This window comes from Caldimonas sp. KR1-144, from assembly GCF_049446155.1.
GTDB lineage: Bacteria > Pseudomonadota > Gammaproteobacteria > Burkholderiales > Burkholderiaceae_C > Rivibacter.
Genome location: NZ_JBMSEE010000002.1, coordinates 299,951 through 322,506, shown reverse-complemented (window position 1 = coordinate 322,506; position 22,556 = coordinate 299,951). Strand labels below are relative to the sequence as shown.

Genomic DNA, 22,556 nt, shown 5'->3' with positions numbered 1-22,556 from the left:
GCGGCGCGAACGCAGCACGGTTCTCCCTGTTGTTGGATCGGTGCACGGGTTCAGAAGGCTTCGTCGCCGCCGCCTTGCAGCAGGCGCTCCGTCGCGGCGCGTCCGACCAGCGCATAAGCAAGAGGCGTGAGCAGCGTGTCGAGCAGCGTCGAGCTGATCAGCCCGCCGAAGATCACCACCGCCACCGGATGCAGGATCTCCTTGCCCGGCGCCTGCGGCGACAGCAGCAATGGCGTCAGCGCGAAGGCCGCCACCAGCGCGGTCATCAGCACCGGCGTCAGGCGCTCGAGCGAGCCGCGCACGATCATGGCCTCGCCGAACACCTCGCCCTCGAAGCGGCACAGGTTGACGTAGTGGCTGATCTTGAGGATGCCGTTGCGCGTCGCGATGCCGGCCAGCGTGATGAAGCCCACCATCGACGCCACCGACAGGCTCACGCCGGCGATCCACATCGCGACCACCGAGCCGATCAGCGCGAGCGGGATGTTGGCCATGATCAGGCCGGCCAGCACCGCCGAGCGGTAGCGCGAATAGAGCACCAGGAACATCAGCGCCAGCGAGACCAGCGACAGTCCCGCGATCAGGCGCGCGGCCTGCTCCTGGGCCTGGAACTGGCCCTCGAGGCTGACGAAGTAGCCCGGGGGCAGCTTCTCGGCGGCGATCGCGGCGCGGATGTCGGCCACGATGCGGCCCATGTCCGAGCCGTCGGTGTTGGCGTAGACGACGATGCGCCGGCGCGAGTTCTCGCGGCCGATCTGGTTCGGCCCGTCGGTCTCTTCCACCGAGGCGATGGCCGAAACCGGCAGCCGGCCCGCGGGCGTGTCGATCAGCGTGTTGGCGAGGTCGCGCGGGCTGCGGCGCGCATCGGGCAGGCGCAGCACCAGGTCGTAGCGGCGCTGCCCCTCGACGATCTGCGCGCTGTGCGAGCCGTCGCTGAGCGTTTGCAGCAGGCGCACCGCCTCGCCCGGCGCGAGGCCGGCCTGCGCGGCCTTGCGATGGTCGAGCCGCACGGTGATCTGCGGCACCAGCACCTGCTTCTCGACCGTCAGGTCGACCAGGCCGTGGATGCCCGCGAGCCGGCCGCGCATCTGCTCGGCCAGGCCGCGCAGCGCGTCGACGTCGTCGCCGTAGATCTTGAGCGCGATCTGCGCGCGCACGCCCGACAGCAGGTGGTCGAGCCGGTGCGCGATCGGCTGGCCGATCGCCACCTGCGCCGGCAGCACCTCGAGGCGCTTGCGGATGTCGGCCATCACCGCCTCGCGGCCGCGCTCAGAAGGTTGGAGCGCGACCTCGATCTCCGACGAGTGCACGCCCTCGGCATGCTCGTCGAGCTCGGCGCGGCCGGTGCGCCGCCCGACGTGCACGACCTCGGGCACCTGCGCGATCAGCTGCTCGGCCGCGCTGCCGATGCGGTTGGCCTCCTCGAGCGAGGTGCCGGGGTTCATCAGCATGCCCAGCACCAGCGCGCCCTCATTGAATGGCGGCAGGAAGGCGCGCGGAAAGAACGGCACGCTGGCCGCCGCCGCGACGACCGTCAGCGCGGCCGCCGCGATCAGCTGCCTGGCGCGCGGGAACGACCAGCGCAGCAGCTTCTCGTCCCAGCGCTTGAGCCAGGCGACGAGCGGGCTGTCGCCGTGGTCGAGCTGCTTCATGCGCGGCAGCAGGTAGCTGCCCAGCACCGGCGTGACCGTCATCGACACCGCCATCGACGCCAGGATCGAGACGATGTAGGCCACGCCCAGCGGCGAGAACAGCCGTCCCTCGATGCCCGGCAGCGCGAACAGCGGCACGAACACCAGCACCACGATCACGGTCGCATAGACGATGCCCGAGCGCACCTCGACGCTGGCGCGCCGCACGATCTCCAGCACCGGCAGCGGCTCGGCGGCGCTGCGGTTCTGCTTGAGCCGTCGCAGGATGTTCTCGACATCGACCACCGCGTCGTCGACCAGCTCGCCGATCGCGATCGCGAGGCCGCCCATCGTCATCACGTTGATCGACTGGCCGAGCAGGCGAAAGACCAGAAAGGCCGCCGCCAGCGACAGCGGGATCGCGATCAGCGAGATCAGCGTCGTGCGTGCGGAGAGCAGGAAGGCGAACAGCACGATCGCCACCATCACCGCGCCGTCGCGCAGCGCCTCGAAGACGTTGCCGATCGACGCCTCGATGAACTCCGACTGCCGAAACAGCACCTCGGGTGCGCCCATGCCGGCGGGCAGGCCCTGGCGCAGCTCGGCGAGCGCCGCGTCGACCGCGCGCGTGACGCGCACGGTGTCGGCATCGGGCTGCTTCTGCACGTTGACGATCACCGCCGGGTGGCCGCCGAAGCTGGCGTCGCCGCGCTTCATCGCCGGCGCATGGCGCACCTCGGCGACCTGCTCCAGCAGCACCGGGCGGCCGTCCTTCCAGGCGACGGCGATGCCACGCAAGTCCTCGACATGGCGCGTGCGCGCGAGGTGGCGGATCAGGAACTCGCGGCCGTTGAGGTCGATGAAGCCGCCGCCGGCATTGGAGGCATAGCCCGACAGCGCCGCCTCGATCTGCGACAGCGTGACGCCGACCTGGGCCATGCGCTGCGTGTCGGGCTCGACGCGCAGCGTGCGCACCTCGCCGCCGATCGGGATCACCTGCGAGACGCCGGGCACCGCGAGCAGGCGCGGTCTTAAGACGTAGTCCGCGTACTCCCGCACCTCCATCGGTGTCACTGTCCGCCCCTCGCCCGCCGGGTACGGCGGTCGGTCCCCCGAGGGGACCGCAGCCGCCTTGGGGCGGCCCGGCGGCGGCTGCGTGACGGTCTTCCCGCTGGCGGCCTTTCCCGCCTCGAGCGGCAGCGCGATCAGCATGATCTCGCCCATGATCGACGAGACCGGCCCCATCACCGGCGCGATGCCGGGTGGCAGCTGTTCGCGCACCAGCGCCAGGCGCTCGGAGACCAGTTGGCGGTTGCGGTAGACGTCGGTGCCCCAGTCGAACTCGGCATAGACGATCGACAGGCCCACGCCCGAGGTCGAGCGCACGCGCGTGACGCCGGGCATGCCGTTCAGGCCGGTCTCGATCGGGAAGGTGACGAACTGCTCCACCTCTTCGGGCGCCATGCCGCCGGCCTCAGTCAGCACGGTGACCAGCGGCTTGTCCAGCGCCGGAAACACGTCGACCGGCGTGCGCGACGCGGTCACCGCGCCCCACACCAGCAGCAGCACCGCGAAGGCGAGCACGAACAGGCGGTTCGCGAGGCTGGCGCGAACGATGCGATCAAACATCGGTGCGCCTCCTCAGCGGATCTGCGCGAGCAGCGCAGCGCCTTGCACGACGACGCGGTTGCCCTCGCCGAGGCCTTGCGTGACGACGACGCGGGTGGCGTCCAGCGCCCTCGCCTGCACCGGCTGCGCGACATAGCGCTCGGCGCCCGCCTTGATCCACACCACCGGCTCGTTGGCCGTGTTGCGCACCAGCGCCTCGGCCGGCAGCACGAAGCCCCTGACCTTGTCGGACAGCGCGGCAATCACGGTCACCGGCTGGCCGACGGCCAGCGGCAGCGGCGCATCGGCCGCGGCGCGCGCGCGAAAACTCAGCGGGATCATGCCGTCGCGCAGGCTGCGCGACGCGCCGAGCCATTGCAGCGACAGCTGCGGCAGCCCCTGCAACTGCGCCGACGCCACGCGCCCCGGCAGCGCCGCGTCCGCGGTCACCGCCTCGACGACGACGCGCGCCGGATCGACGACCTCGAACAGCGTCGTGCCCGCTGCGACGACCTGGCCGTGCGCCGCTTCGGCGCGCGCGATCACGCCATCGAGCGGCGCGCGCAGCGCCTCGCGCGCGTCGAGGCTGCCGGCGATGCTGTGCTCGCGCGCGGCCAGGCTCTCGGCCTCGGCGCGCGCCGCCTCGATCTCCTTGCGCGGCACGCTGCCCTCCAGGCCCGACAGGCGCTGCACGCGCTGCTCGGCGAGCTGGCGCGCGGCGCGCAGCTCCGCCAGCTGCGCGCGCTGGCCGGCCTGCGCATAGGGCTCGGCCTGGAAGCGCACCCAGGCCAGCACCTCGCCGCGCCGCACCGCCTGGCCGGCCACCGGCAGGCCGCGCGGTCCGGGCTCGATGCGCCCGCCTTGCGCCGGCTGCACCAGCCCGCCGGCGGCCGGGTCCATCAGCACGCGACCGGCGAGCTCGACACTGGCGGCCGCTTCGGTCGGCGACGGCATCACGGTGCGTATGCCCATGCGCCGCTGGGCGGCCATCGGCACGCTGACGCTGCCGTCGGGCAGTCGGCCGAGGCCGTTGCGTACGTTGACGGTCGGCGCATCGAGGTGTTCGCCGTTGGGGCCGTGCGCCCCCGGCGAGGCCACGCTCGACATGACATGCGAAGCCAGCGCCAGCAGCCCGAAGGCGCGGCCCAGCGACAAGCGGCAGGCGATCGGCTTCATGCCCGGCCTCCCGTGCGTTGCGCCGAGCGGCGGCGCCAGCCGAACCACGCGACGCCGCCGACGAACAGCGCCGACGCCGCGAGCGGCCAGGCCGACGCGACCCCCAGGCCGCCGTGAACGGCGTCGCCGTGCTCATGGGCGGCCACCTCGAGCGAGCCCTCGAGCAGGTCGGCGTCGCCGCCGGCGGCGATCGTGAACATCAGCGCATGCTTGCCGGCACCGTGCAGCGCGGCGAGCAGGGCCGCATCGGTGACGCGGTAGCTGCCGCTGGCCGCGTCGAACGCGGCGGCGGCCTTGGCCGCGCCGCTTTCGACCTCGAGCGTCGCGGCAACGACCGGCTCGTTGCTCGCGTAGCGGCCGAGGTCGATCACCAGCGCGTCGTCGTGCAGCCGCGCGACAAGCTCGAACGCCTCGGAGAAGCTCTCCAGGCGCGGCGTGCTGTCGGCCGCGGCGGCAGCGCCGGAAGGCGCGTCGAGATGCTCGCCATTCGGGCCGTGCGCGCCGGGGCCGGCCACGGCCGCGCAGGCAGCGGCCAGCAGCGAGGCGGCCAGGCCGCGCCGCGCCGCAAGAAGAATCGTTGAGGTCATGGAAGCAGTCCCAGAGCTTGGTGAAGTCGGGCGCGGGCGAGGCCCAGCGCGGCTTGTTGCTGGTTCAGTGCGGCGGCGGCCTGCGCCTGCGCGCTGCGTGCACGCAGCAGCGCGGGCAGGTCCTGCTCGCCGGCTCGAAAGGCCGCCTCGACGAGGCCGAGCCGCTCGGCGAGCAGCGCCTGGCGCTCGCGCGCGGCGGCAAGCTGCGCCTGCGCGGCCCGCAGCGCGGCGGCGGCCGCAGCGCGGTCACCGGCGAGCTGCTGTCGCAACAGCATCGCCTCGACGCGCGCCGCGTTGCGCTGGCCCATCGCCTCGGCCTTCAGCGGCTCGTTGCGCGCGTCGTTGCCGAAGCTCCAGCGCAGCGACACCGCGACCGTGCGCTCGAGTGCCGCACCGCGTTCGCCGCGCTCCTGGCGCAAGCCGATGCCGAGTTCGGGCGCCTCGCGCGACGAACGGCGCGCCACCTCGAGCGCGCGCTCGCTGCGCTGCGCGGCCAACTCGGCGATGCGCAGTGCCGGATGCGCGTCCTCGTCGACGGCCGCGCTGCCGCGCTCGGCCTCGGCGGGATCGGGCAGCGCCTCGAGCCCGGTCAGCGCGCGCCATTGCGCGCGCAGCGCGGCGAGCCGGGCGCGCGTCTCCTCGACCTGGGCATCGGCGCTCAGCGCCTCGGCGCGCGCGTCGAGCAGATCCGAGCGCGCGAGTTCGCCAGCGGCCAGGCGCCGCGCGACGTCGGCGGCCAGCGACTCGAGCGAGCGCGCCTGCGCCTCGGCCTGCGCGAGCTGGGCCTGGGCCGCGACGGCTTCCCAGGCGCGCTCGCGCACCTCGCCGGCCAGCTTGAGCCGGTCGGCCGCTTCGGTGGCCTCGGCCCACGCCAGTTCGGCATCGGCGGCCGCGAGGTGGGCGTCGCGCTGGCCCGGCAGCCAGATCGGCAGCGCGACGCCGGCCTCGTGCTCGACCGCACCGCCGTCGGCATGGAAGCGGTCGCTGCGCGTCGACAACTCGAGCGCCGGCGCGCCCGCCAGCCAGCTGCGCGCCGCCACGCCGCTGGCCTGCGCCTGCCGCACGCGGTCCTGCGACGCAAGCGAGGATTGCCGGTGCCGCCACGCGGCATCGACCGCCTGCGCGAGCGACGGCGCAGGCGGGGGAGCGTCCTGCGCCAGTGCGGCGCAGCACGACAGGCAGACCACGGTCATCACCGCGGCCCACCGCTTGGGAAATCTCGACAAGGGAAACCTCGAACCGTCACGGCGGGCGGCCCATCGCCGCACGCCAGGTGGCTGACAGCCGCAGTCACGCGATCAGCGTGGCTGCGGCGCTTGGGCGTCAGCTCAGGCGGCGGGGAGGTCGTTCGGGCAGTTCGAGAAAGGCCGTGCTCGGCTGCGCATCGGTGCGCGGCACCAGCGGCGCCCTGGCCGGTGCGGGCAGGGCCGCGGCCGGCAGCACGGCGATCAGCGCCGGGCAGTGCAGCGTGCAGTCGACCTGCAGGTGCTGGTTGGACTGCGGCCCGGCGTGCTCATGCACGCTGCCGTCGTCGTGATGGTGGTGCGCCTGCTGCTGCCAGTGCATCACCGCATGCTCGCCGTCCTGCTCGGGCGCCACGCCGCCTTGCCACGTGCCGGGCAGCGCCACGCCGTGGTGGAACACGGCGAGCAGGAGCAGCATCCGGAGCAAGTAGCGCAGCATGGCTTCGGCGTCGCGATCGATGGGGGTCTGGCGGAGGGGACGGTCCGAGTATCCATGACGCAGCGCCACGGTCTTGGACGAACTTGTCGGCCAGGCGCGTCGCTCGCGGCATGCGTCACAGCCCCGCGCACGGGTCGGCGCGCTCGCGCTTCGGCAGCGCGACCTCGCGGTCGAAGGCCCCGGCCGGCGCCGGCTCCTCGACGAACCCGATGCTCGCCACGCCGGCCAGGCCGTCGAGCCAGCGCGGCACGCCGAGGTCGCGGCGCACATGGCCGTTGCCGGCCAGCAGCACGACGCCCCGGTGAGCATGCGCGCGCAGCGCGGCGGCCATCCAGATGTCGCGCGCGACCTGCGCCCGCACCATGGCGGGCAGCATCGCGGCCGGCAGCTTGCCGCAGTGGCCGGCGTCGATCTCGCGCGATTGCGCGGCTTCGAGTTCGCGCGGCAGCGGCGCGTCGAGCCGGTACTCGGCGACCAGCGCGGCATCGAACACCGCGCCGAAACCCTCGCGCATCGCGCGGGCCGCGTCGGCGCGCGAGACGTTCGCGGCGATCAGCGGCAAGCGATGGCGCAGCGCGAGCGCGATCGCCGGGCGGTACTGCGGCCAGTCCCAGCGCGCCTGCGGCGACGCGGCGGCGGCGATCACGCAGTCGGCGTCGGCGCAGCTTGCCATCGCGCGGTCGAGGTCGGCCTGGCGCTCGCGGTCGAACTGCTCCATCGCGATCGCCGGGCGCCAGCCGGCGGCAACGCGGCGCTCGAGCAGCGCGTTGCGCCACTGCAGGCCGGTGGCGTTGTCGTGCACCTCGCCGAGCAGCAGCACCGGGTGATCGGCGAGCGGGTCGGCCAGGCGCTCGGGCGACGGCGCGATCGCGCAGCCCGCGAGCGTCGCGCACAGCGCCATCACGCGGACAGCTCGTCGCATCGATGTCACCTCGTCATGGCCTCCATGCCCGCCATCATCACCGTTTTGCAGCCAACGGCCGTCGTTCGACATCACCCGTCGCGTGCAGGCCTGCCGCATCGCGGTCGCGCGCATCGACAAAGGCCGCAAAGTCGTCGCGCGGCGCGGCATCGAAGGTGATGCGCAGGCCGGCGCCCTCGCGCCGCAGGTGCGCACGCTGGCCGCCCAGCACCGTGACGCGCGTGCCGAAGCCTTCGAAGCGCAGGCCGCCACGCAGCGCGGTCGCGTCGATGCCGTCATGCCGCAGGTCGACGCGCCAGGCGCCGGACTGCTGCGGCACGAAGCGGCCCAGCGCGGTCTCGATCGCGCTGCGATGCGCATCGGCATCGTCGTCGACGCGCAGCGCGAGGCTGCCGGCATCGAGCGCGAACGCGCGCCGCGTGTCGTCGAGCGCGCTGACGCGCAGCGTGCTGGCGGCGTCGAGCCGCAGCGCGGTGCTGCCGATCCAGACCTCGGCGCGCGCGTAGCCGTCGGTGACCAGCGTGTCGCCGGCGGCAACCGGCAGGTTGGGCCGCGCGGGCTCGCGCACGCCGTCGGCCGCCTGCAGCGTCGTGCGCCCGGCGAGCCACGACACGCGCCCGGCGACCGCGGGCGGCGCAGCGCCGGCGTGCAGCGCGCCGCTCAAGCCCCACGCCGCCAGCAGCGCCAGGCCGCGAAGCGCGCATCGTCTGTCCATGCCGGCCATCCGCTGTGGGGTTGCGCGTGGCGGCTTGGTCAGCCGCGCTGCAGCACGCCGTCGCCGCGCAGGCGCACGCGCTCGCCGCTGCGCAGGCCCGCGAGGTCGCGGTAGTCGAACTCGCGGTGCTCGCCGTCGTCGAAGCGCACGAACACGCGCCAGTAGCGGCTGCTGGCCGCGGCGGCCTGGTTGCGCTCGATCGTGTCGCCGGCGACCGCGCCGCCGAACACGCCCAGGATCGTCATCGCCGCACGCCCGCCGCCACGGCCGAACTGGTTGCCGACGGCGCCGCCGACCAGCGCGCCGAGCACGCCGCCGCCGCCGGTCGGCTGCGCACTGGTCTCGACCTCCTCGATGCGCGTCACGGTGCCCAGGCGGTCCCAGGCCGGCGCCTGGGCCATCATCGGCGGCTCGTCGACGACGCGCGTGACGCGCGTCACCGGCACCGCGCAGCCGGCGGCGAGCAGCGCCGAAGCGGCGGCCGCCAGCGCGGCGGCGCGCAGACCCTCGCGGACGAACAGGTCCATCGCGTTCTCCTTGGTTCGGTCAGCGCGTCGCGATCGGTCAGAAGCCGATCTTCATGCCGATGGTCGGCATGCCGACCGTGGGCTTGCCGTCGAAGGCGTTGCTGAAGCGGTAGTAGTCGTAGCCGGCGCTCAGCGAGACCTTCTGCGTCAGCGCGTAGTCGACGCCCACGCCCAGCTTCAGCGCCGGGCTGTGGTCGTCGCCGCGGCTGGTGTCGAAATGGCCCTCGGCGACGCCGACGCTGCCGCGCAGCGACCACTGCGGCGCGATCGGGTACTTGCCCACGGCGTCGAGGTAGGCGCCGCGCAGGTCGGCCTTGCCGTTGGCGTTGTCGATGTGGCCGGCGTCGAACCAGCCGCCTTCGATCGCGAAGTTGGGCGTGAGCTCGTAGCCGCCGTAGATCTTGCCGCCGACGCCGCTGCCCGAGCCGTCGATGCCGGCGACGGCGTCGCCGCCGTAGTGCGGCGAGCCGAGCGCCGCGCCGGCGTACAGGCCTTCGGCGTGGGCTGCGATGGTGCCGCCGGCGATCAGCGCGGCGGCGGCGGCAAGACTCCTCAGCGAGTTGCGGGTGTTCATGGTCCGGTTCCTTTCGTTCGAGTTCATCGAAGCGGCGCCGCATGCATCGCGGCGCCTGGAACCACTGTCGAGCGCCGCATCGCCGCCGACATTGCAGGCGCGCGAGGCCGTGTGACAGATGCAATGTCGGCTGCAACGCGGCATTCAAGTCGCGCACCCACAGTGCGCCGCAGGGGCCGCTGCACGGCCCCGACGACGCAAAAGGAGCATCGATCATGACGACCTACGTTCCCCTGCAGCGCAGCGTGCTCGCGGTCGCGGCCGCGGTGGCCTTGACCTCCGGCGGCACGCTGTGGTGGCAGCACGCACATGCCTACGCCCCGCCGCCGGCCGCCGCCGCGCCCGCGCCGCTCGCCGCGCCCGGCGGCCCCAACGGCTCGGTCGACATGGCCTCGATCGTCGATCGCTACGGCCCGGCGGTCGTCAACATCAGCGTCAGCGGCGAACGCAAGGTCAGCACCGACGGCGATGACGAAGAAGACGAAGGCGGCGGCGAGCTGCGCGACTTCCTGCGCCAGTTCCAGCGCCGCTTCGGCGGCATGCCGCCCTCGCTGCGCCTGCCGGTGCGCGGCGAGGGCTCGGGCTTCATCGTGCGCGACGACGGCGTGATCCTGACCAACGCGCACGTCGTGGCCGACGCGCAGGAGGTGCTGGTCAAGCTGACCGACCGGCGCGAGTTCCGCGCCAAGGTGGTGGGCAGCGACCGCGTCACCGACATCGCGGTGCTCAAGATCGACGCGAAGCATCTGCCGACCGTGCGGCTCGCGTCAGGCACGCCGCCGCGCGTGGGCGAATGGGTGATGGCGATCGGCTCGCCGTTCGGCTTTGAGAACACGGTCACCGCCGGCGTGGTCAGCGCCACCGGCCGCTCGCTGCCCGGCGACGGCTTCGTGCCCTTCATCCAGACCGACGTCGCGGTCAACCCGGGCAACTCGGGCGGGCCGCTGCTGAACATGCGCGGCGAGGTGATCGGCATCAACTCGCAGATCTACTCGCGCTCGGGCGGCTACCAGGGCATCTCGTTCGCGATCCCGGTCGACGTGGCCCAGCACGTCGAGCAGCAGCTGCTCGCGCACGGCAAGGTGCAGCACGCGCGGCTGGGCGTGACGGTGCAGGACGTGAACCAGGCGCTGGCCGAGTCGTTCCGCCTGCCCAAGCCGGCCGGTGCGCTGGTCGCCGAGGTCAACAAGGGCAGCGCCGGCGACAAGGCCGGCCTGCGCAGCGGCGACGTGGTGCTGGCCGTCGACGGCAAGCCGGTGAGCGTGTCAGGCGACCTGCCGGCGGCGATCGGCCTCGCACAGCCCGGCGACACCGTCAAGCTCGACGTCTGGCGCGACGGCGCGCACCGCGACGTGAGCGTGCGGCTCGGCGCGGCCAACGACAAGCAGGTCGCGCAAGCCGACGAGCGCCCTTCCGCCGAAGGCGGCCGGCTCGGCCTCGCGCTGCGCCCGCTGTCGCCCGGCGAGCGACGCGAACTCAGCGTGCCGCAGGGCCTGCTGGTCGAAGGCGTCAGCGGCGCGGCCGAACGCGCCGGCGTGCAGCCCGGCGACGTGCTGCTGGCGATCGACGGCAAGCCGGTGGCCAACGTCGGCGAGGCGCGCACCGCGGCGAGCACCTCGCGCTCGGCAGCGGCGCTGCTGGTGCTGCGCGACGGCGAGCGGATCTATGTGCCGCTGAGACTGGGCTAAGCCGCGCTGCGCCAAGCCGGACCGGCGCAGCCCGAACCGGCACCGGCCGTGGCCGTGGCCGAGAATGCGCCTTGGGTCTCCATCACCGGAAGTCACGTGTACGACGAGAACCAGACATTCGTGCCCGACTCTTTCGTCGAGCTCTACCAGGACGAACGCCAGCGCCTGACGATCGGCAAGCAGGCGCTGGCCTCGCTGTACGAGTTCAGCGAGGACATGGCCAACCTCCTCGTCGAGCAGTGCCAGACCCTCCATCACCGCGACGGGATCGACGAAGACCAGATCCTGTCGCGCTGCTTCAACGGCCTCGTGGCGGCGCCCACGAGCCTGCCGGCCGCGCAGGCGCAATGGATCGTGCGGCGCACGGCCGAGCTGCTGCAGTGGCACTGGGACTCGCGCCAGGCGGTCTATGAGCGGGCCGTGGAGCAACGGGCCCCGCAGCGCTGAGGCGCGGGCGCGAGCGTTCCCGGTCTCACGAGCAAGCGAACCTGTCCGGGTTACCAGGCCGGCACGTGCCGAACCCCGGCTTCAGAGGGCGAGCTCGTCGATGGCCTCGATGACATGGCGCACCGCCTCCTTCTCACTCTGAGTGAGGTGGGGGTTCCAGCAGTCCATCAACAGGATCAAGCGCGGCTGGTCCGAACGGTTCCAGGCCTCGTGTTCATAGGTGTCGTCGAAGAGGATCGGTTCGCCCTCGCGCCAGTGGTGCTCGATCCCGGCCACGTTGAGTGCGCAATCAGGCGGAACGACGAGCGGCAGGTGGAACACGAGCCGCACGTTCGTCACGCCGTAGTGAGGCAGGATCGATGACTGCGGGCGGATCAGCGAGAAGCAGATCTCCGGTGCCTGGCGCGGTATGCGGCACAGCTCGATCGACTCGAGCAGCGCGCTGGTGCGCGGGCTGCGTTCGTGGTTCGCGTCGTAGCGGACCCCATGGTTGTAGAAGAAGAACGCGTCCCAGGCAGGGTTCTCTGCCGCGCCGCCAATGGACCCCGGCGCCTTCTGGCCTGGCTTGAGGCCGAGGAAGCTCTCGAAGTCGCGGTCCTCGCGCAGCAGTTCGACGGCTTCGTCGCGGATGTCCTGCCACGCGTCACGCAGTGTCGCGGCCCACGGTTGCAGCATCGGGTCGTGGTAGGGCCCTGGCGGCAGATCGGGAAACCAGAAGAACTTGGGACGCTGGCGGGCGTCGGGCGGGGTCGCATCCCATTCGCGCAGATACCCGGTCAGCGCGCGTTCGAAGCGGCGCAGCGAGTCGGCGCCGTGTCGTTCGCGAACTTCAGCGAATGCCGCGAACAGCCGCTCGCGCTTGTCGCGCCGGTAGGCTTCGATGTTGCGGCGCACAGCCTGCTGCCACTGCGGCTCGGTCGTCTCGTGGCTGGTCCAGCGACCCTGGGCGTTCGCTTCGGCGAAGAGGCGGGTGCGTGCCCGCAATGCCGCGTGCGCATCGCCCAGAACATCGCAAACCTCGGCGAGCATCAACCATGCTTCCAGGAAACGGGGCTGGCGACCCAGGGCGGCTTCGAGCGCCGCACGCGCCGCCGCCGGGTCTCCACGGGCAACCTGCACTCGCGCGACCGCGAAGCCCAAATTGCCATCGGAGTCATCGGCCCGCGGGGTGAGAAGAAGTTGCAGGGCACCATCGAGGTCCCCGCGTTCGGCCATGTAGTCGGCGACCGTCAAGCGTGCCGGCGTGCAATCACGGTGCTCGGCGAGCAGGCCGCGCAGCAGCATCTCCGCCTGCAGCACCTCGCCGCGCAGTGCATGTTCTCTGGCGCGCGTCCAGCGTGGATCGCTTGCCCAAATGGCCTGGCGATTTGTCGAGTTCATTCCGTTGGGTTGCTCGGCTGCGTGAGTGCTCGCTCGTCAAAGCTCATGTCGAGTCATGACGAATGCGCCGCATGCGATCGTTGATCGCGTTTTCGACGTCACGCTCGATCATCTTCTCACGGCTTGCGGGCGTCTCGACATTCGCAGGGCTGACCGATGGGAGTCATGCCGCCGTTCCAGCCGGAAGGGTCAACAGGCTCCACTCGAATTCCCTTGAACGCCAGGCCTGTCGTCCGGGTGGCGGACTTCTGCTTCAGACTGGGTGCTGCCGGTCAGGATCGGCAGTTGCGCGGCGGCCGAGGCTGAAACCAGTCGCACGCGGGTCAACCGGGCGGACGACCGCTGCACCCTCCTGACCGGTCACTGGTCCAATGCGGCGCGCGTGACGGCCCGCGAACGATTCCTTCTGCTCAAGACGACAGGCCGAACCCGACCCAAAGATGCCGGTCAAATTCAGTCGTAACGTCGTCCGCGAGCCATCGCGCGCTCGCCGCTACGCGAAGAGAACTTCCTTACTCTTCAGGATCTGGCGTCTGATCCGGGGCAAAGGCCTTGCCTTGACGAATGTCGAGCCCATCACGGTAAAGCATTGGTACCTTCCAGGTCGACCTAACACCCTCTAGAAATCCAATCTCGATGAGTTGGCGAATCGCCGCCTGCAGTTCTTCCTCCTTTACTCCAAGAGTAGAGGCTAGAGTTTCGAGGTTGTGCTCGGACTTCGATTTCCGGAAACGTTCAATGAGCCGCGCAGTATCCGCCGCGCTCTCTGCTAGTAGGGTGTCCTCTACTCTTTGTATGCTCAATCGCTCGTGTGCGCCCCTTAGCGAATCCGGCGTGATCAAAGGGCCATCTAGAGTCATGACCGTTGGACTACGTGATTCCGCGCGAATCTGTTCTTCGCGCGCCAAGTTGGCTAGGTCAATCAAGTTCCGGGGAGGCTTGACGTCGTTGCCGTCGCGGATCCTGGACATGATCCAGTTCCATGATGTTGGTTTGCGTTCGGCTTGATCGACCTTGCCTGGGAACAAGCGATAGAAAAGCTCCTCGTCCGCGAGGTCGATCGCTCCGATTGCCGCAACGAACTCCTTGTTATCCCGAATGCGAATCGCAAGTAGATTCAACAGATCGGCTTCACCCCAAACGATCTCCCGCTTTCTAGCGTTGATGTGGGTTAGGTTCACAAAGCCGCCACCCACAATCTTGCGGAACAAGTCCCGTCGGACGAACAGTTTCAGGCGCAGTTTGTCGAATTCGAGCAAATCCAGGTACGTCCGCAGGAGTGCGCGAAGCGCTGGTACTTCGACAGCTGGGAAGCCCTGAAATGCCTCGTCGAGTCGGTCGAGCGCAAGCCAAACAGAGAAGCCGAAGTCCGTAAGACACGAGTTCAGCAACCTAAGTGCCTCCTCGTGCGGGACCTCCTTTGGCGTCCTCGATGCGTCACCTGCCCCGAACTCCACTCGTGGTGTAACGATGGGAACGCCTGTTTCGGACAACGTCATCTCAACCTCGGCAGCCTTTGGGGTGAGAACGCGTTGTATGGAATTGATGAGCTTGCTGAATATCGTCTCGGGCTTATCGTCTCTCGATCGAAGTCCAGTTTCCGTCAGGAGGACGTGCAACGATTTGAAGTTCTTAGAATAGCCCTCGCCGGCGATCTCGATGGCCCAGTTCCCAACGAGAGACAGGATGTAGGCCTTCCAGACGCTAACGTACTGCCCCTCTGTCAAGACTTGCTGCTGGACCAGCTTTTGGAAGATTGGGTTTCCAGCCGGGTTGAATGCAGCAAGCACTTCGACCCCCTTCAATTCGGCAATATGACCGAACCGTTTTTGAAGGATGCGGTAGACAGCTGTCTTCCCCGTTCCCTTGTCTCCTGCGATGACATCTGCCTCGTCCCGAATTAGGGCGTGGAAGGCCTCGTTCTCAACAAAGTACTTCTCCAGCGACTTATCGAACTCGGCCACTGAACTGCCAAGGTCCAGCATTCGGAGTGCATCCTTGACTTGAAGAGGAGTGTGCTCGGGCATGCGTTTTCCCTTCGAAGAGCAAATTGGAGTGTAGTGCGGAGGCTACCTCTCGAGCCAACTCCAAGCTCCAGGTTACCAACGTCTGCTTATGGCCGGATCCTGGAGGCCACGAACGGCTGCTTCATGGACGCGCAGTGAGTTGAGCCGATGCTTGGCCGTCGGGCAGGTTCGGAGAACCGCGAACGGCAGCTGAGGGTCGAATCCGCCGATTCGCTCCGGTGACGAGCGGTCATTGGGTCGGTCCTGACCACGACTGCCTGGGCCTACGACCGCTGCGCGTCGCATAGCAGACCGTCGCTGGGTTCATGGTCGTCAGGACCGGTGACTGCTTGCTGGCGGTCAGCACGCGCTCTGGATGCGCCATCGAAGGGCTGCAACCGCTGCATCGCAGTCACCCGACGCGCTGCCCCCGACTGCCCTCACAAACTCGGGAAGACCTCAACACCCATCTTGCGAACGTCAGTCGCATCCGCCGGATAAGGACCGCCCTCAGTACAACGTCTCCACCTCGCAAGCAAACCGATACCCTGCCCCGCGCTCCGTCACCAGCAGCGCCGGCTGCCCCGGATCGGCCTCGAGCTTCAGCCGCAAGCGCCTCACCTGCACGTCAACCGTGCGGTCATAGACTTCCGCCTCATGCAGGCGCGACATCGACAGCAGTTGGTCCCGCGACAGCACGCGCTGCGGCGCGCGGCACAGGGCCACGAGCAGGCTGAACTCGCCGTTGGACAGCTCCACGTCAGCCCCGTCGGGCGAGCGCAGGCGGCGCGTGCGCAGGTTCAGCTCCCAGCCCGCAAAGCGGAACGCGCGGCGCGCGTTGTCGCGCTCCGGCAGCGTGGCCTGCACCTGATACCGCCGCAGCACCGCGCGCACGCGCGCCAGCAGCTCGCGCGGGCTGAAGGGCTTGGTGACGTAGTCGTCGGCGCCGAGCTCGAGGCCCATCACGCGGTCGGCCTCTTCGTTGCGGCCGGTGAGCAGGATGATGGGCACGGTGGCGCGCTCGCGCACGCCGCGTGCGAGCTGCATGCCGTCTTCGCCGGGCAGCTTGAGGTCGAGGATCACCAGGTCGATCGCCTCGCGGTCGATCGTCGCGAACAGGTCGCGGCCCGAGGCCAGCGCGGTGACGCGCATCTCGTTGTCGGCCAGGTAGTCGCTCACGAGTTCGCGCATCGACTCGTCGTCGTCGACGATCAGGACATGAGTCTGGGCCGTCGCATTCATGGCCGCGATGGTACGGTGGGCACGTGAACGAAGCGTCGCCAAACCCGGCCGCGCCGGCACGCTCGCCATGGGTCTGGACCCTGCTGGCCTGGCTGGCCGGCGCGCTGCTGGCCGCGGGCGTCCTGTGGCACCACCGCACGCAGACGCTGGCCGCGCAGTCGCGCGAGGTGACCCTGCTGGCCACCGCGCTGGCCGACGCGATCGAGCGCGGCCTGCAGGGCGCCGAAGGCGGGCTGCGCGCGCTGGCCGCGCAGCGCAGCCGGTATGCCGCCGAGGCCGACGACAGCGCGGCGCTGCGCCGCGGCGCCGACCTGATCCACCTGGTGCGCACGCTGTGGATCTTTGACGCCGAGGGCCAGGCGCGCGCCGGCTCCGACCTCACGCCGGCGCCGGACTTCCGCACCTTTGCGCCGGCGCTGGCGCGGCTGGCGCCCGACGGCGCCGCGGTGAGCCGGCCCTATGCCGACCCGGTGACGCGCGAAAACCTGGTCGCGCTGGCCGTGCCCGCAGCGGCGCCGCACCAGGGCCGCGCGGCCGCCGGCTGGATCGTCGGCGCGGTCGGCGAGCCGCAGCTGCTGGGCGCGTTCAACGCGCGCATGCTGGACGCGCACGACCGCGTGGGCATCTACCGCGACGACGGCGTGCGGCTCGCGCAGGTCCACATCGACGAGCCGGTGGGCGACGAAGCCGCGATGGCGCTGCGCCTCGCGCGCGACGCCGGCGCCGCAGCGCGCTCGGCGCTCGACGACGGCGAGCGCCTCGTCGCGCAGCGCCGGCTCGCGCGCTACGGCATCACGGTGCGCGTCTCGCGCGACCGCGCGAGCGCGCTGGCCGACTGGCGCAGCGCCGCCACCGTGGCCGGCGCGACGCTGGCGCTGCTGCTCGCGGTGATGCTCGGCGCGCTGGCGCTGGCGCAGCGCGCCGAGCAACGGCGCGCGCAGGCGCAGCAGGCCTTGCAGGCGCGGCTGGCGCGCGCCGGCCGGCTGGAGGCGCTGGGCACGCTGGCCGGCGGCGTGGCGCACGACTTCAACAACGTGCTGGGCGCGATCGTCGGCTTCGGCGAGCTGGCGCAGGAGGCCGCCGAGCCCGGCAGCCGCCAGCGCAAGCACCTCGACAAGCTGATGCACGCCGCCGAACGCGGCAGTGCGCTGGTCGAGCGCATCCTCGCGTTCAGCCGCGGCGGCGCGCAGGCCGCGGTGGCCTTCGAGCTCGAGCCGCTGGTGCGCGAGGCGCTGCAGGCCAGCGGCGCGTCGCTGGGGCATGCGCTGCACTTCGAGCTCGACGCGCGCGACAGTGGCCTGCGCGTGCGCGGCGACCCGACCCAGCTCTACGAGGCGCTGATGAACCTGTGCCGCAACGCCGCGCAGGCCTCGCCGCCGCAGGGCCGCGTCCAGGTCACGATCGCGCGCCGCGCGCTGCCCGCCGACACGGTGCTCTCGCACGGCAGGCTGGCAGCCGGCCGCTACGCGACGGTGGCCGTGGCCGACCAGGGGCCCGGCGTGCCGGCCGACGCCATGGAGCACCTGTTCGAGCCCTTCTTCACCACCCGCTCGCGCGAAGGCGGCACCGGCCTCGGCCTCGCGATGGTGCACGGCATCGCCGGCGAGGCGGACGGCGGCATCGACGTGCAGAACCTGCCCGAAGGCGGCGCCTGCTTCACGCTCTACCTGCCCGAGACAACGCAGCCGCTCGCGGCCGCCGAGCCCGCGCCGCACGCGCTGCCGCGCGGCCAGGGCCAGCGCATCGCCGTGATCGACGACGAACCGGCGCTCGCGCAGCTGGCGCTCGAATCGCTGGAAGCGCTGGGCTACCGCGTCGAGACCTTTACCGACCCGCTGGCCGCGCTCGACGCGCTGCGCGCCGCGCAGCCGCCCTTCGATGCCGTGGTGACCGACGAGGTCATGCCGGGCCTGAGCGGCACGCAGCTGATCGAGACGCTGCGCCGCGAGCAGCCGTCGCTGCCGGTGCTGCTGCTCAGCGGCTACGGCGGCGCGATGCTGGCCGCGCGCGCGGCAGCGGCCGGTGCGGCGAGCGTGCTGTCCAAGCCGGCGCGGCGCGCGGAGCTGGCGGCGGCGCTGCGGGCGGCGTTGCCGGCCTGATTTCGCTCCCTCGCCCCGCCGGCGGGGAGAGGGCGGGGGTGAGGGGTGCGCCCTGCCCTCACCCCCAACCCTCTCCCGCAAGCGGGAGAGGGAGCTCCTGGCGCCGTCACCCCACCTGCTCGAGCTGCGCCAGCACCTTGCCCAGCAGCGCGACGAGCTGCTCGCGCTCCGTCGCGCTGAGTCCTGCGACCGCCGCCGCCGAAAGCCGCCGGCCCTGCCGCTGCAGCGCCTGGTGCACCGCCGCGCCGTCGGCGGTGAGCTGCAGATGCACCGCGCGGCGATCGTTCTCGTCAACCGTGGCTTCGAGCAGCCCGCGCTCGCGCAGGCTGCCGACCAGGCGCGCGAGCTGGCCCTTGTCGCGCCCGGAGTGCGCGGCCAGCTCGCTTTGCGTTGCGCCCGGATGGCGCGCAAAGAAGCCGAGCAGCTTGCCTTCCATGTGCGTGAGGTCGTGCGGCCCGTCGCGCAGCACGCGGTACTGGCGCGCGCGCCAGGCGTGCATCACCGCGTGCACGGCCTCCAGCACGTCGTCCGGCGCGGCCGCGGCCGGGCCGGCACCCACATGTTTGACATGGTCAACTGATTTGCGCATGATGGATGACATTATCAACCAATTGACGATCGACCCATGCAAGCTCCCGAATCCGGCCGCCGCGTGCTGCGCGTGCGCCACGAGCTCGTGCGCCGCGACGTGACGGTGGCCGCCGTGCAGCCGCTCGGCCCGCACTTCACGAGCATCACCTTCGCCGGCGAGGCGCTCGGCGGCTTCGTCTCCGCCTCGTTCGACGACCACGTCAAGTTCGTGTTCCAGGGCGCCGATGGCGAGCCGGTGCTGCGCGACTACACGCCGCGCCGCTTCGACCGCGAGCGCCGCGAGCTGACGATCGAGTTCGTCCTCCACGACTCGCACGGCCAAGACGGCGCCTCCGAATGGGCGCGCAACGCACGCGCGGGCCAGCGCGCCGTGATCGCCGGCCCGCGCGGTTCGATGATCGTGCCGACCGACTACGACTGGCACCTGCTGGCCGGCGACGCCAGCGCGCTGCCGGCGATCCACCGCCGCCTCGAGGAACTGCCGGCATCGACGCGCGCGATCGTGCTGATGCAGGTGGCCGACGTGGCCGACCGTCGCGCGATCGCCAGCCGCGCCGGGCTCGAGGTGCAATGGGTCGCCAGCCCCGACGAATGGATCGCCACGCTGCGTGCGCTGCCGCTGCCCGAGGGCTCAGGCTACGTGTGGTGTGCCGCCGAGGCCTCGATGATCGCCAAGGCGCGCGAGATCGTGCTGGTCGACAAGGGTCACCCGCGCGAGGACGCCAAGCTCGCCGCGTACTGGAAGCAAGGCGCCGCGGATTACCACGAGGACCATTGACCTCACCGGGTCAGGCGCTCACGCCACCGACGTTCTCATCGCCTCGCGCACCAGCTCGTCGATGCGCGTGGTGATCTGCGACATCTCCGACGCCACGACCGCGAACTCGCGCCCCGAGGCATTGCTGCGCGAGGCCACGATCTGCGCGTTGAAGGCGACGATGCGCGCCTGCTTGGCGATCGACTCGATGTCGCTCATCACGCCGCGCAGCTGCTTGCGGGCCAGCCCGGCCTGGCGTCGCGCCAGGTCTTCGTAGACCTGGGTGATGCGGTTGAGCATCGCCAGCAGCGGCGTTGCGCTGTCCACGAGCTCGTCGAGGCAGCGCTTTGCGTAGCGGTGACCGCCCGCGATGCCCTCGTGCGTGCGCTGCGCGAGGTCGATGAAGCCGCGGATCACGGCGTCGCCGCCTTCGTCGCCGAAGTAGGCTTCGTGCAGCTCGTCGCAGAAGACCCCCGGCAGCTCGTCCGTGCCGTCGACCAGCGCGCGATGCGCCTGGCAAAACGTCGCCAGCGCGTCCTTCGACAGCTGCAGCGCGCCGTCGCGGCCCTGCGCGGCCAGCACCGCGTAGAGCACGACGCGCTGCGAGGTGAAGCGCCGGCGGCCCGAGAGATTGATCAGCGTGCCGAAGGCTTCGCCGCTGAGCGCTGCGCGCGCGCTCGATGCCCTGCCCGTGTGCAACATGGGATCGCTTTCATGAGCTTGTTCACGGCCGCGCGCACCACGAAAGGGATCGCGCGGCCCCGAGGCTCGTTTGTGCAGAAATCATGCCGCAGCGGCCGGTCTCGGATCACGCCTCTGGCGGAACCGGCCTGCCGGGCCTCAGGACGCGTCGGGCTGCACGGCCGGCGCGGCGCGCTGGAAGGCCTCGATCCGCGCGCAGGCGGCGTCGATCGCCATCAGCCGCGGCCAGCGCGCGAGCTCCACCTTGAAGCGCCGCGCGCTCTCGATCTGCGGCACGAGGTAGACGTCGGCCAGCGTCGGCTGGTGGCCGAACGCGAATTCGCCGCCGCGGCCGTGCGCCTTGACCAGGGCCTCGAAGGCGTCGAAGCCGGCGGCGATCCAGGTGCCGCACCAGTCGTTGATCGCGGCCTCGTCGGCGCCGAAGCGGTGGCGCAGCGCCTCGAGGATGCGGCGGTTGTTGACCGGGTGGATGTCGCAGCCGACGATGGCCGCGAGCGCGCGCACCTGCGCGCGTTCGTCTGGGCCGGGCGGCAGCAGCGGCGGGTCGGGATAGCGCTCCTCGAGCCACTCGATGATGGCCGGCGACTGCGTCAGCACGCGCCCGCCGAACTCCAGCGCCGGCACCAGCTGCTGCGGGTTGATCGCCTTGAACTCGGCGCGCAGGTGCTCTTCGCGGCGCAGGTCGATCGCGACCTGCTCGTAGGCCAGGCGCTTGAGATTGAGCGCGATGCGCAGGCGGTGCGAGGTGCCGCTGCGAAAGAAGCCGTAGAGCTGCATGGCGTCAGACTCCCAGGTATTGGTGGATGATGGCCGGCTGGGCGCGCAGGGCCTGCGAGTCGCCCTGCCAGACCACGCGGCCCTTCTCGATCACGACGTGCCGGTCGGCCAGATTCAACAACCGGTTCACGTTCTTGTCGATCACGATCTGCGCCAGGCCCTCGCGCTTGAGTTCGGCCAGCGTGCGCCAGATCTCGTCGCGCACCACCGGCGCGAGGCCCTCGGTGGCCTCGTCGAGCACGATCAGCCTGGGGTTGGTCATCAGCGCGCGGCCGATCGCCAGCATCTGCTGCTCGCCGCCCGAGAGCTGCCAGCCGAGGTTGGTTCGGCGCTCCTTCAGGCGCGGGAAGAAGCCGTAGACGCGTTCGAGCGTCCAGGCGCGCGCGCCCTTGCCTTCATTGACGCGCGAGGTCGCGACCAGGTTCTCCTCGACCGTGAGCTCGGTGAAGATCTGCCGCCCCTCGGGCACGATCGCGAGCCCCTGGCGCGCGATGCGGTGCGGGGGCTGGCCCTGCGTCGCGCAGCCGTCGACGAGGATCTCGCCGCCCAGGCAGGGCAGCATGCCGAACAGGCACTTGATCGTCGTCGAGCGGCCCATGCCGTTGCGCCCGAGCAGGGTCACGACCTCGCCGGGCCGCACGTCGAAGGAGATGTCGAACAGCACCTGCGCGCGGCCGTAGCCGGCCTGCAGGCCGCGCACCGAAAGATAGGGTGGGTTCATGCGCGCCTCAAACGCTCTCTTCGCCGAGGTAGACGGCGCGCACCTCGGGATGCTCGCGCACCTCGGCGGGCGTGCCGGTGAACATCACGCGGCCGTAGACCAGCACCGTGATGCGGTCGGCCAGCGCGAACACGGCGTCCATGTCGTGCTCGACGAGCACGATGGTGTAGCGGCCCTTCAAGCCGCGCAGCAGCGCGGTCACGGCGGCCGACTCCTGCACGCTCATGCCGGCCATCGGCTCGTCGAGCAGCAGGAGCTTGGGCTGCGCGGCCAGCGTCATCGCCAGCTCGAGCTGGCGGCGCTGTCCGTAGGCGAGCTCGCCGGCCGCCACCGCGGCCTGCGCGGCCAGGCCCGCGGCGGCCACGGCCTCCTCGGCGGCGCGGCGCGCAGGCGCATCGGCCAGCATCGGCTGCCAGAAGCCGAAGGCGTGACGGCGCGCCGCCAGCGCGGCGAGCACGGCGTTCTCGAGCACCGTGAACTCCTCAAAGATCGAGGTGATCTGGTAGGAGCGCAGCAGGCCGTCGCGCGAGCGGCGATGCACCGGCTGCGCGGTCACGTCACGGCCGTCGAAGTCGATGCGGCCTTGCTGCGAATGCAGCTCGCCGCTGAGCTGGTTGATCAGCGTCGTCTTGCCGGCGCCGTTGGGGCCGATCACCGCGTGCAGTTCGCCCGGGCGGATGTCGAGGCTGACGTGGTCGGTGACCAGCAACGCGCCGTAGCGCA

General features: G+C 71.2%; 21 protein-coding genes and 1 pseudogene. 4 read left to right on the top strand and 18 right to left on the bottom strand.

All coding sequences use genetic code 11. The features are described from left to right. Positions 1–50 precede the first annotated feature (50 nt). The 9 genes from ACO2TI_RS05480 to ACO2TI_RS05440 form a co-directional block, all read right to left on the bottom strand. Positions 51–3,260, bottom strand: a complete 3,210-nt coding sequence (locus tag ACO2TI_RS05480; RefSeq protein WP_423282539.1) for an efflux RND transporter permease subunit — start codon at positions 3,258–3,260, stop codon at positions 51–53. Positions 3,261–3,272: 12 nt separating this feature from the next. Continuing rightward, positions 3,273–4,415: an efflux RND transporter periplasmic adaptor subunit gene (locus ACO2TI_RS05475; protein ID WP_423282537.1), complete on the bottom strand. Its 1,143-nt coding sequence runs from the start codon at positions 4,413–4,415 to the stop codon at positions 3,273–3,275. Beyond that, complete coding sequence (locus tag ACO2TI_RS05470; protein ID WP_423282534.1) at positions 4,412–5,002, bottom strand: hypothetical protein; 591 nt, start codon at positions 5,000–5,002, stop codon at positions 4,412–4,414. Before ACO2TI_RS05470 ends, ACO2TI_RS05475 begins: the two co-directional genes overlap by 4 nt. Then, on the bottom strand, positions 4,999–6,228 hold the full coding sequence (locus ACO2TI_RS05465; RefSeq protein WP_423282532.1) for a TolC family protein: 1,230 nt from the start codon (positions 6,226–6,228) through the stop codon (positions 4,999–5,001). The genes ACO2TI_RS05470 and ACO2TI_RS05465 overlap by 4 nt, the downstream gene beginning before the upstream one ends. 97 nt (positions 6,229–6,325) lie before the next feature. Further along, entirely contained in the window at positions 6,326–6,685 is a 360-nt protein-coding gene (locus ACO2TI_RS05460) for a hypothetical protein (RefSeq protein ID WP_423282530.1), read from the bottom strand. 115 nt (positions 6,686–6,800) lie between these two features. Next, the gene (locus ACO2TI_RS05455) at positions 6,801–7,607 is read right to left on the bottom strand and encodes a ChaN family lipoprotein (RefSeq protein WP_423282528.1); all 807 of its coding nucleotides are present in this window, start codon (positions 7,605–7,607) and stop codon (positions 6,801–6,803) included. 37 nt (positions 7,608–7,644) lie between these two features. Continuing rightward, on the bottom strand, positions 7,645–8,322 hold the full coding sequence (locus ACO2TI_RS05450; protein ID WP_423282526.1) for a hypothetical protein: 678 nt from the start codon (positions 8,320–8,322) through the stop codon (positions 7,645–7,647). 38 nt (positions 8,323–8,360) lie between these two features. Then, positions 8,361–8,849 (bottom strand): hypothetical protein, encoded by a 489-nt coding sequence (locus ACO2TI_RS05445; protein WP_423282524.1) that lies wholly within the window; start codon positions 8,847–8,849, stop codon positions 8,361–8,363. Positions 8,850–8,886: 37 nt separating this feature from the next. Then, a complete protein-coding gene (locus ACO2TI_RS05440) occupies positions 8,887–9,423 on the bottom strand; it encodes an outer membrane beta-barrel protein (RefSeq protein WP_423282522.1) in 537 nt (178 codons plus the stop codon). Between the two features lie 215 nt (positions 9,424–9,638). Between ACO2TI_RS05440 and ACO2TI_RS05435 the strand changes: the two genes are divergently transcribed. Further along, the gene (locus ACO2TI_RS05435; protein WP_423282520.1) at positions 9,639–11,111 is read left to right on the top strand and encodes a Do family serine endopeptidase; all 1,473 of its coding nucleotides are present in this window, start codon (positions 9,639–9,641) and stop codon (positions 11,109–11,111) included. Between the two features lie 120 nt (positions 11,112–11,231). Continuing rightward, positions 11,232–11,558 (top strand): hypothetical protein, encoded by a 327-nt coding sequence (locus ACO2TI_RS05430; protein WP_423282518.1) that lies wholly within the window; start codon positions 11,232–11,234, stop codon positions 11,556–11,558. Between the two features lie 81 nt (positions 11,559–11,639). Here ACO2TI_RS05430 and ACO2TI_RS05425 read toward each other — a convergent pair whose 3' ends face one another. The 3 genes from ACO2TI_RS05425 to ACO2TI_RS05415 form a co-directional block, all read right to left on the bottom strand. Continuing rightward, positions 11,640–12,938 (bottom strand): aspartyl/asparaginyl beta-hydroxylase domain-containing protein, encoded by a 1,299-nt coding sequence (locus ACO2TI_RS05425; RefSeq protein WP_423282516.1) that lies wholly within the window; start codon positions 12,936–12,938, stop codon positions 11,640–11,642. 512 nt (positions 12,939–13,450) lie between these two features. After that, the gene (locus tag ACO2TI_RS05420; RefSeq protein ID WP_423282514.1) at positions 13,451–14,965 is read right to left on the bottom strand and encodes a P-loop ATPase, Sll1717 family; all 1,515 of its coding nucleotides are present in this window, start codon (positions 14,963–14,965) and stop codon (positions 13,451–13,453) included. A 489-nt stretch (positions 14,966–15,454) separates the two neighbouring features. Continuing rightward, positions 15,455–16,186 (bottom strand): response regulator, encoded by a 732-nt coding sequence (locus tag ACO2TI_RS05415; protein WP_423282512.1) that lies wholly within the window; start codon positions 16,184–16,186, stop codon positions 15,455–15,457. A 23-nt stretch (positions 16,187–16,209) separates the two neighbouring features. On the opposite strand from ACO2TI_RS05415, the gene ACO2TI_RS05410 reads away from it, so the two are divergent. Further along, the gene (locus ACO2TI_RS05410) at positions 16,210–18,285 is read left to right on the top strand and encodes an ATP-binding protein (protein ID WP_423282510.1); all 2,076 of its coding nucleotides are present in this window, start codon (positions 16,210–16,212) and stop codon (positions 18,283–18,285) included. 106 nt (positions 18,286–18,391) lie between these two features. Here ACO2TI_RS05410 and ACO2TI_RS05405 read toward each other — a convergent pair whose 3' ends face one another. Further along, positions 18,392–18,874 (bottom strand): MarR family winged helix-turn-helix transcriptional regulator, encoded by a 483-nt coding sequence (locus tag ACO2TI_RS05405; RefSeq protein ID WP_423282508.1) that lies wholly within the window; start codon positions 18,872–18,874, stop codon positions 18,392–18,394. Between the two features lie 36 nt (positions 18,875–18,910). Here ACO2TI_RS05405 and ACO2TI_RS05400 point away from each other — a divergent pair, with 36 nt between their 5' ends. Continuing rightward, positions 18,911–19,654 (top strand): siderophore-interacting protein, encoded by a 744-nt coding sequence (locus tag ACO2TI_RS05400; protein WP_423282506.1) that lies wholly within the window; start codon positions 18,911–18,913, stop codon positions 19,652–19,654. 18 nt (positions 19,655–19,672) lie between these two features. Here ACO2TI_RS05400 and ACO2TI_RS05395 read toward each other — a convergent pair whose 3' ends face one another. The 5 genes and pseudogenes from ACO2TI_RS05395 to ACO2TI_RS05375 all read right to left on the bottom strand — a co-directional run. Continuing rightward, positions 19,673–20,335 (bottom strand): methyl-accepting chemotaxis protein, encoded by a 663-nt coding sequence (locus ACO2TI_RS05395; RefSeq protein ID WP_423282504.1) that lies wholly within the window; start codon positions 20,333–20,335, stop codon positions 19,673–19,675. A gap of 138 nt (positions 20,336–20,473) precedes the next feature. After that, complete coding sequence (maiA, locus tag ACO2TI_RS05390) at positions 20,474–21,112, bottom strand: maleylacetoacetate isomerase (protein WP_423282502.1); 639 nt, start codon at positions 21,110–21,112, stop codon at positions 20,474–20,476. Between the two features lie 4 nt (positions 21,113–21,116). Further along, positions 21,117–21,833 (bottom strand): ABC transporter ATP-binding protein, encoded by a 717-nt coding sequence (locus ACO2TI_RS05385; protein WP_423282500.1) that lies wholly within the window; start codon positions 21,831–21,833, stop codon positions 21,117–21,119. A gap of 7 nt (positions 21,834–21,840) precedes the next feature. Continuing rightward, positions 21,841–21,918 carry a hypothetical protein gene (locus tag ACO2TI_RS05380; RefSeq protein WP_423283318.1) on the bottom strand — a complete coding sequence of 26 codons (78 nt, stop codon included), beginning with the start codon at positions 21,916–21,918 and terminating at the stop codon, positions 21,841–21,843. Between the two features lie 204 nt (positions 21,919–22,122). After that, positions 22,123–22,521 (bottom strand): annotated as a pseudogene (locus ACO2TI_RS05375) (ATP-binding cassette domain-containing protein); the annotation flags it as partial. Positions 22,522–22,556: the final 35 nt, after the last annotated feature.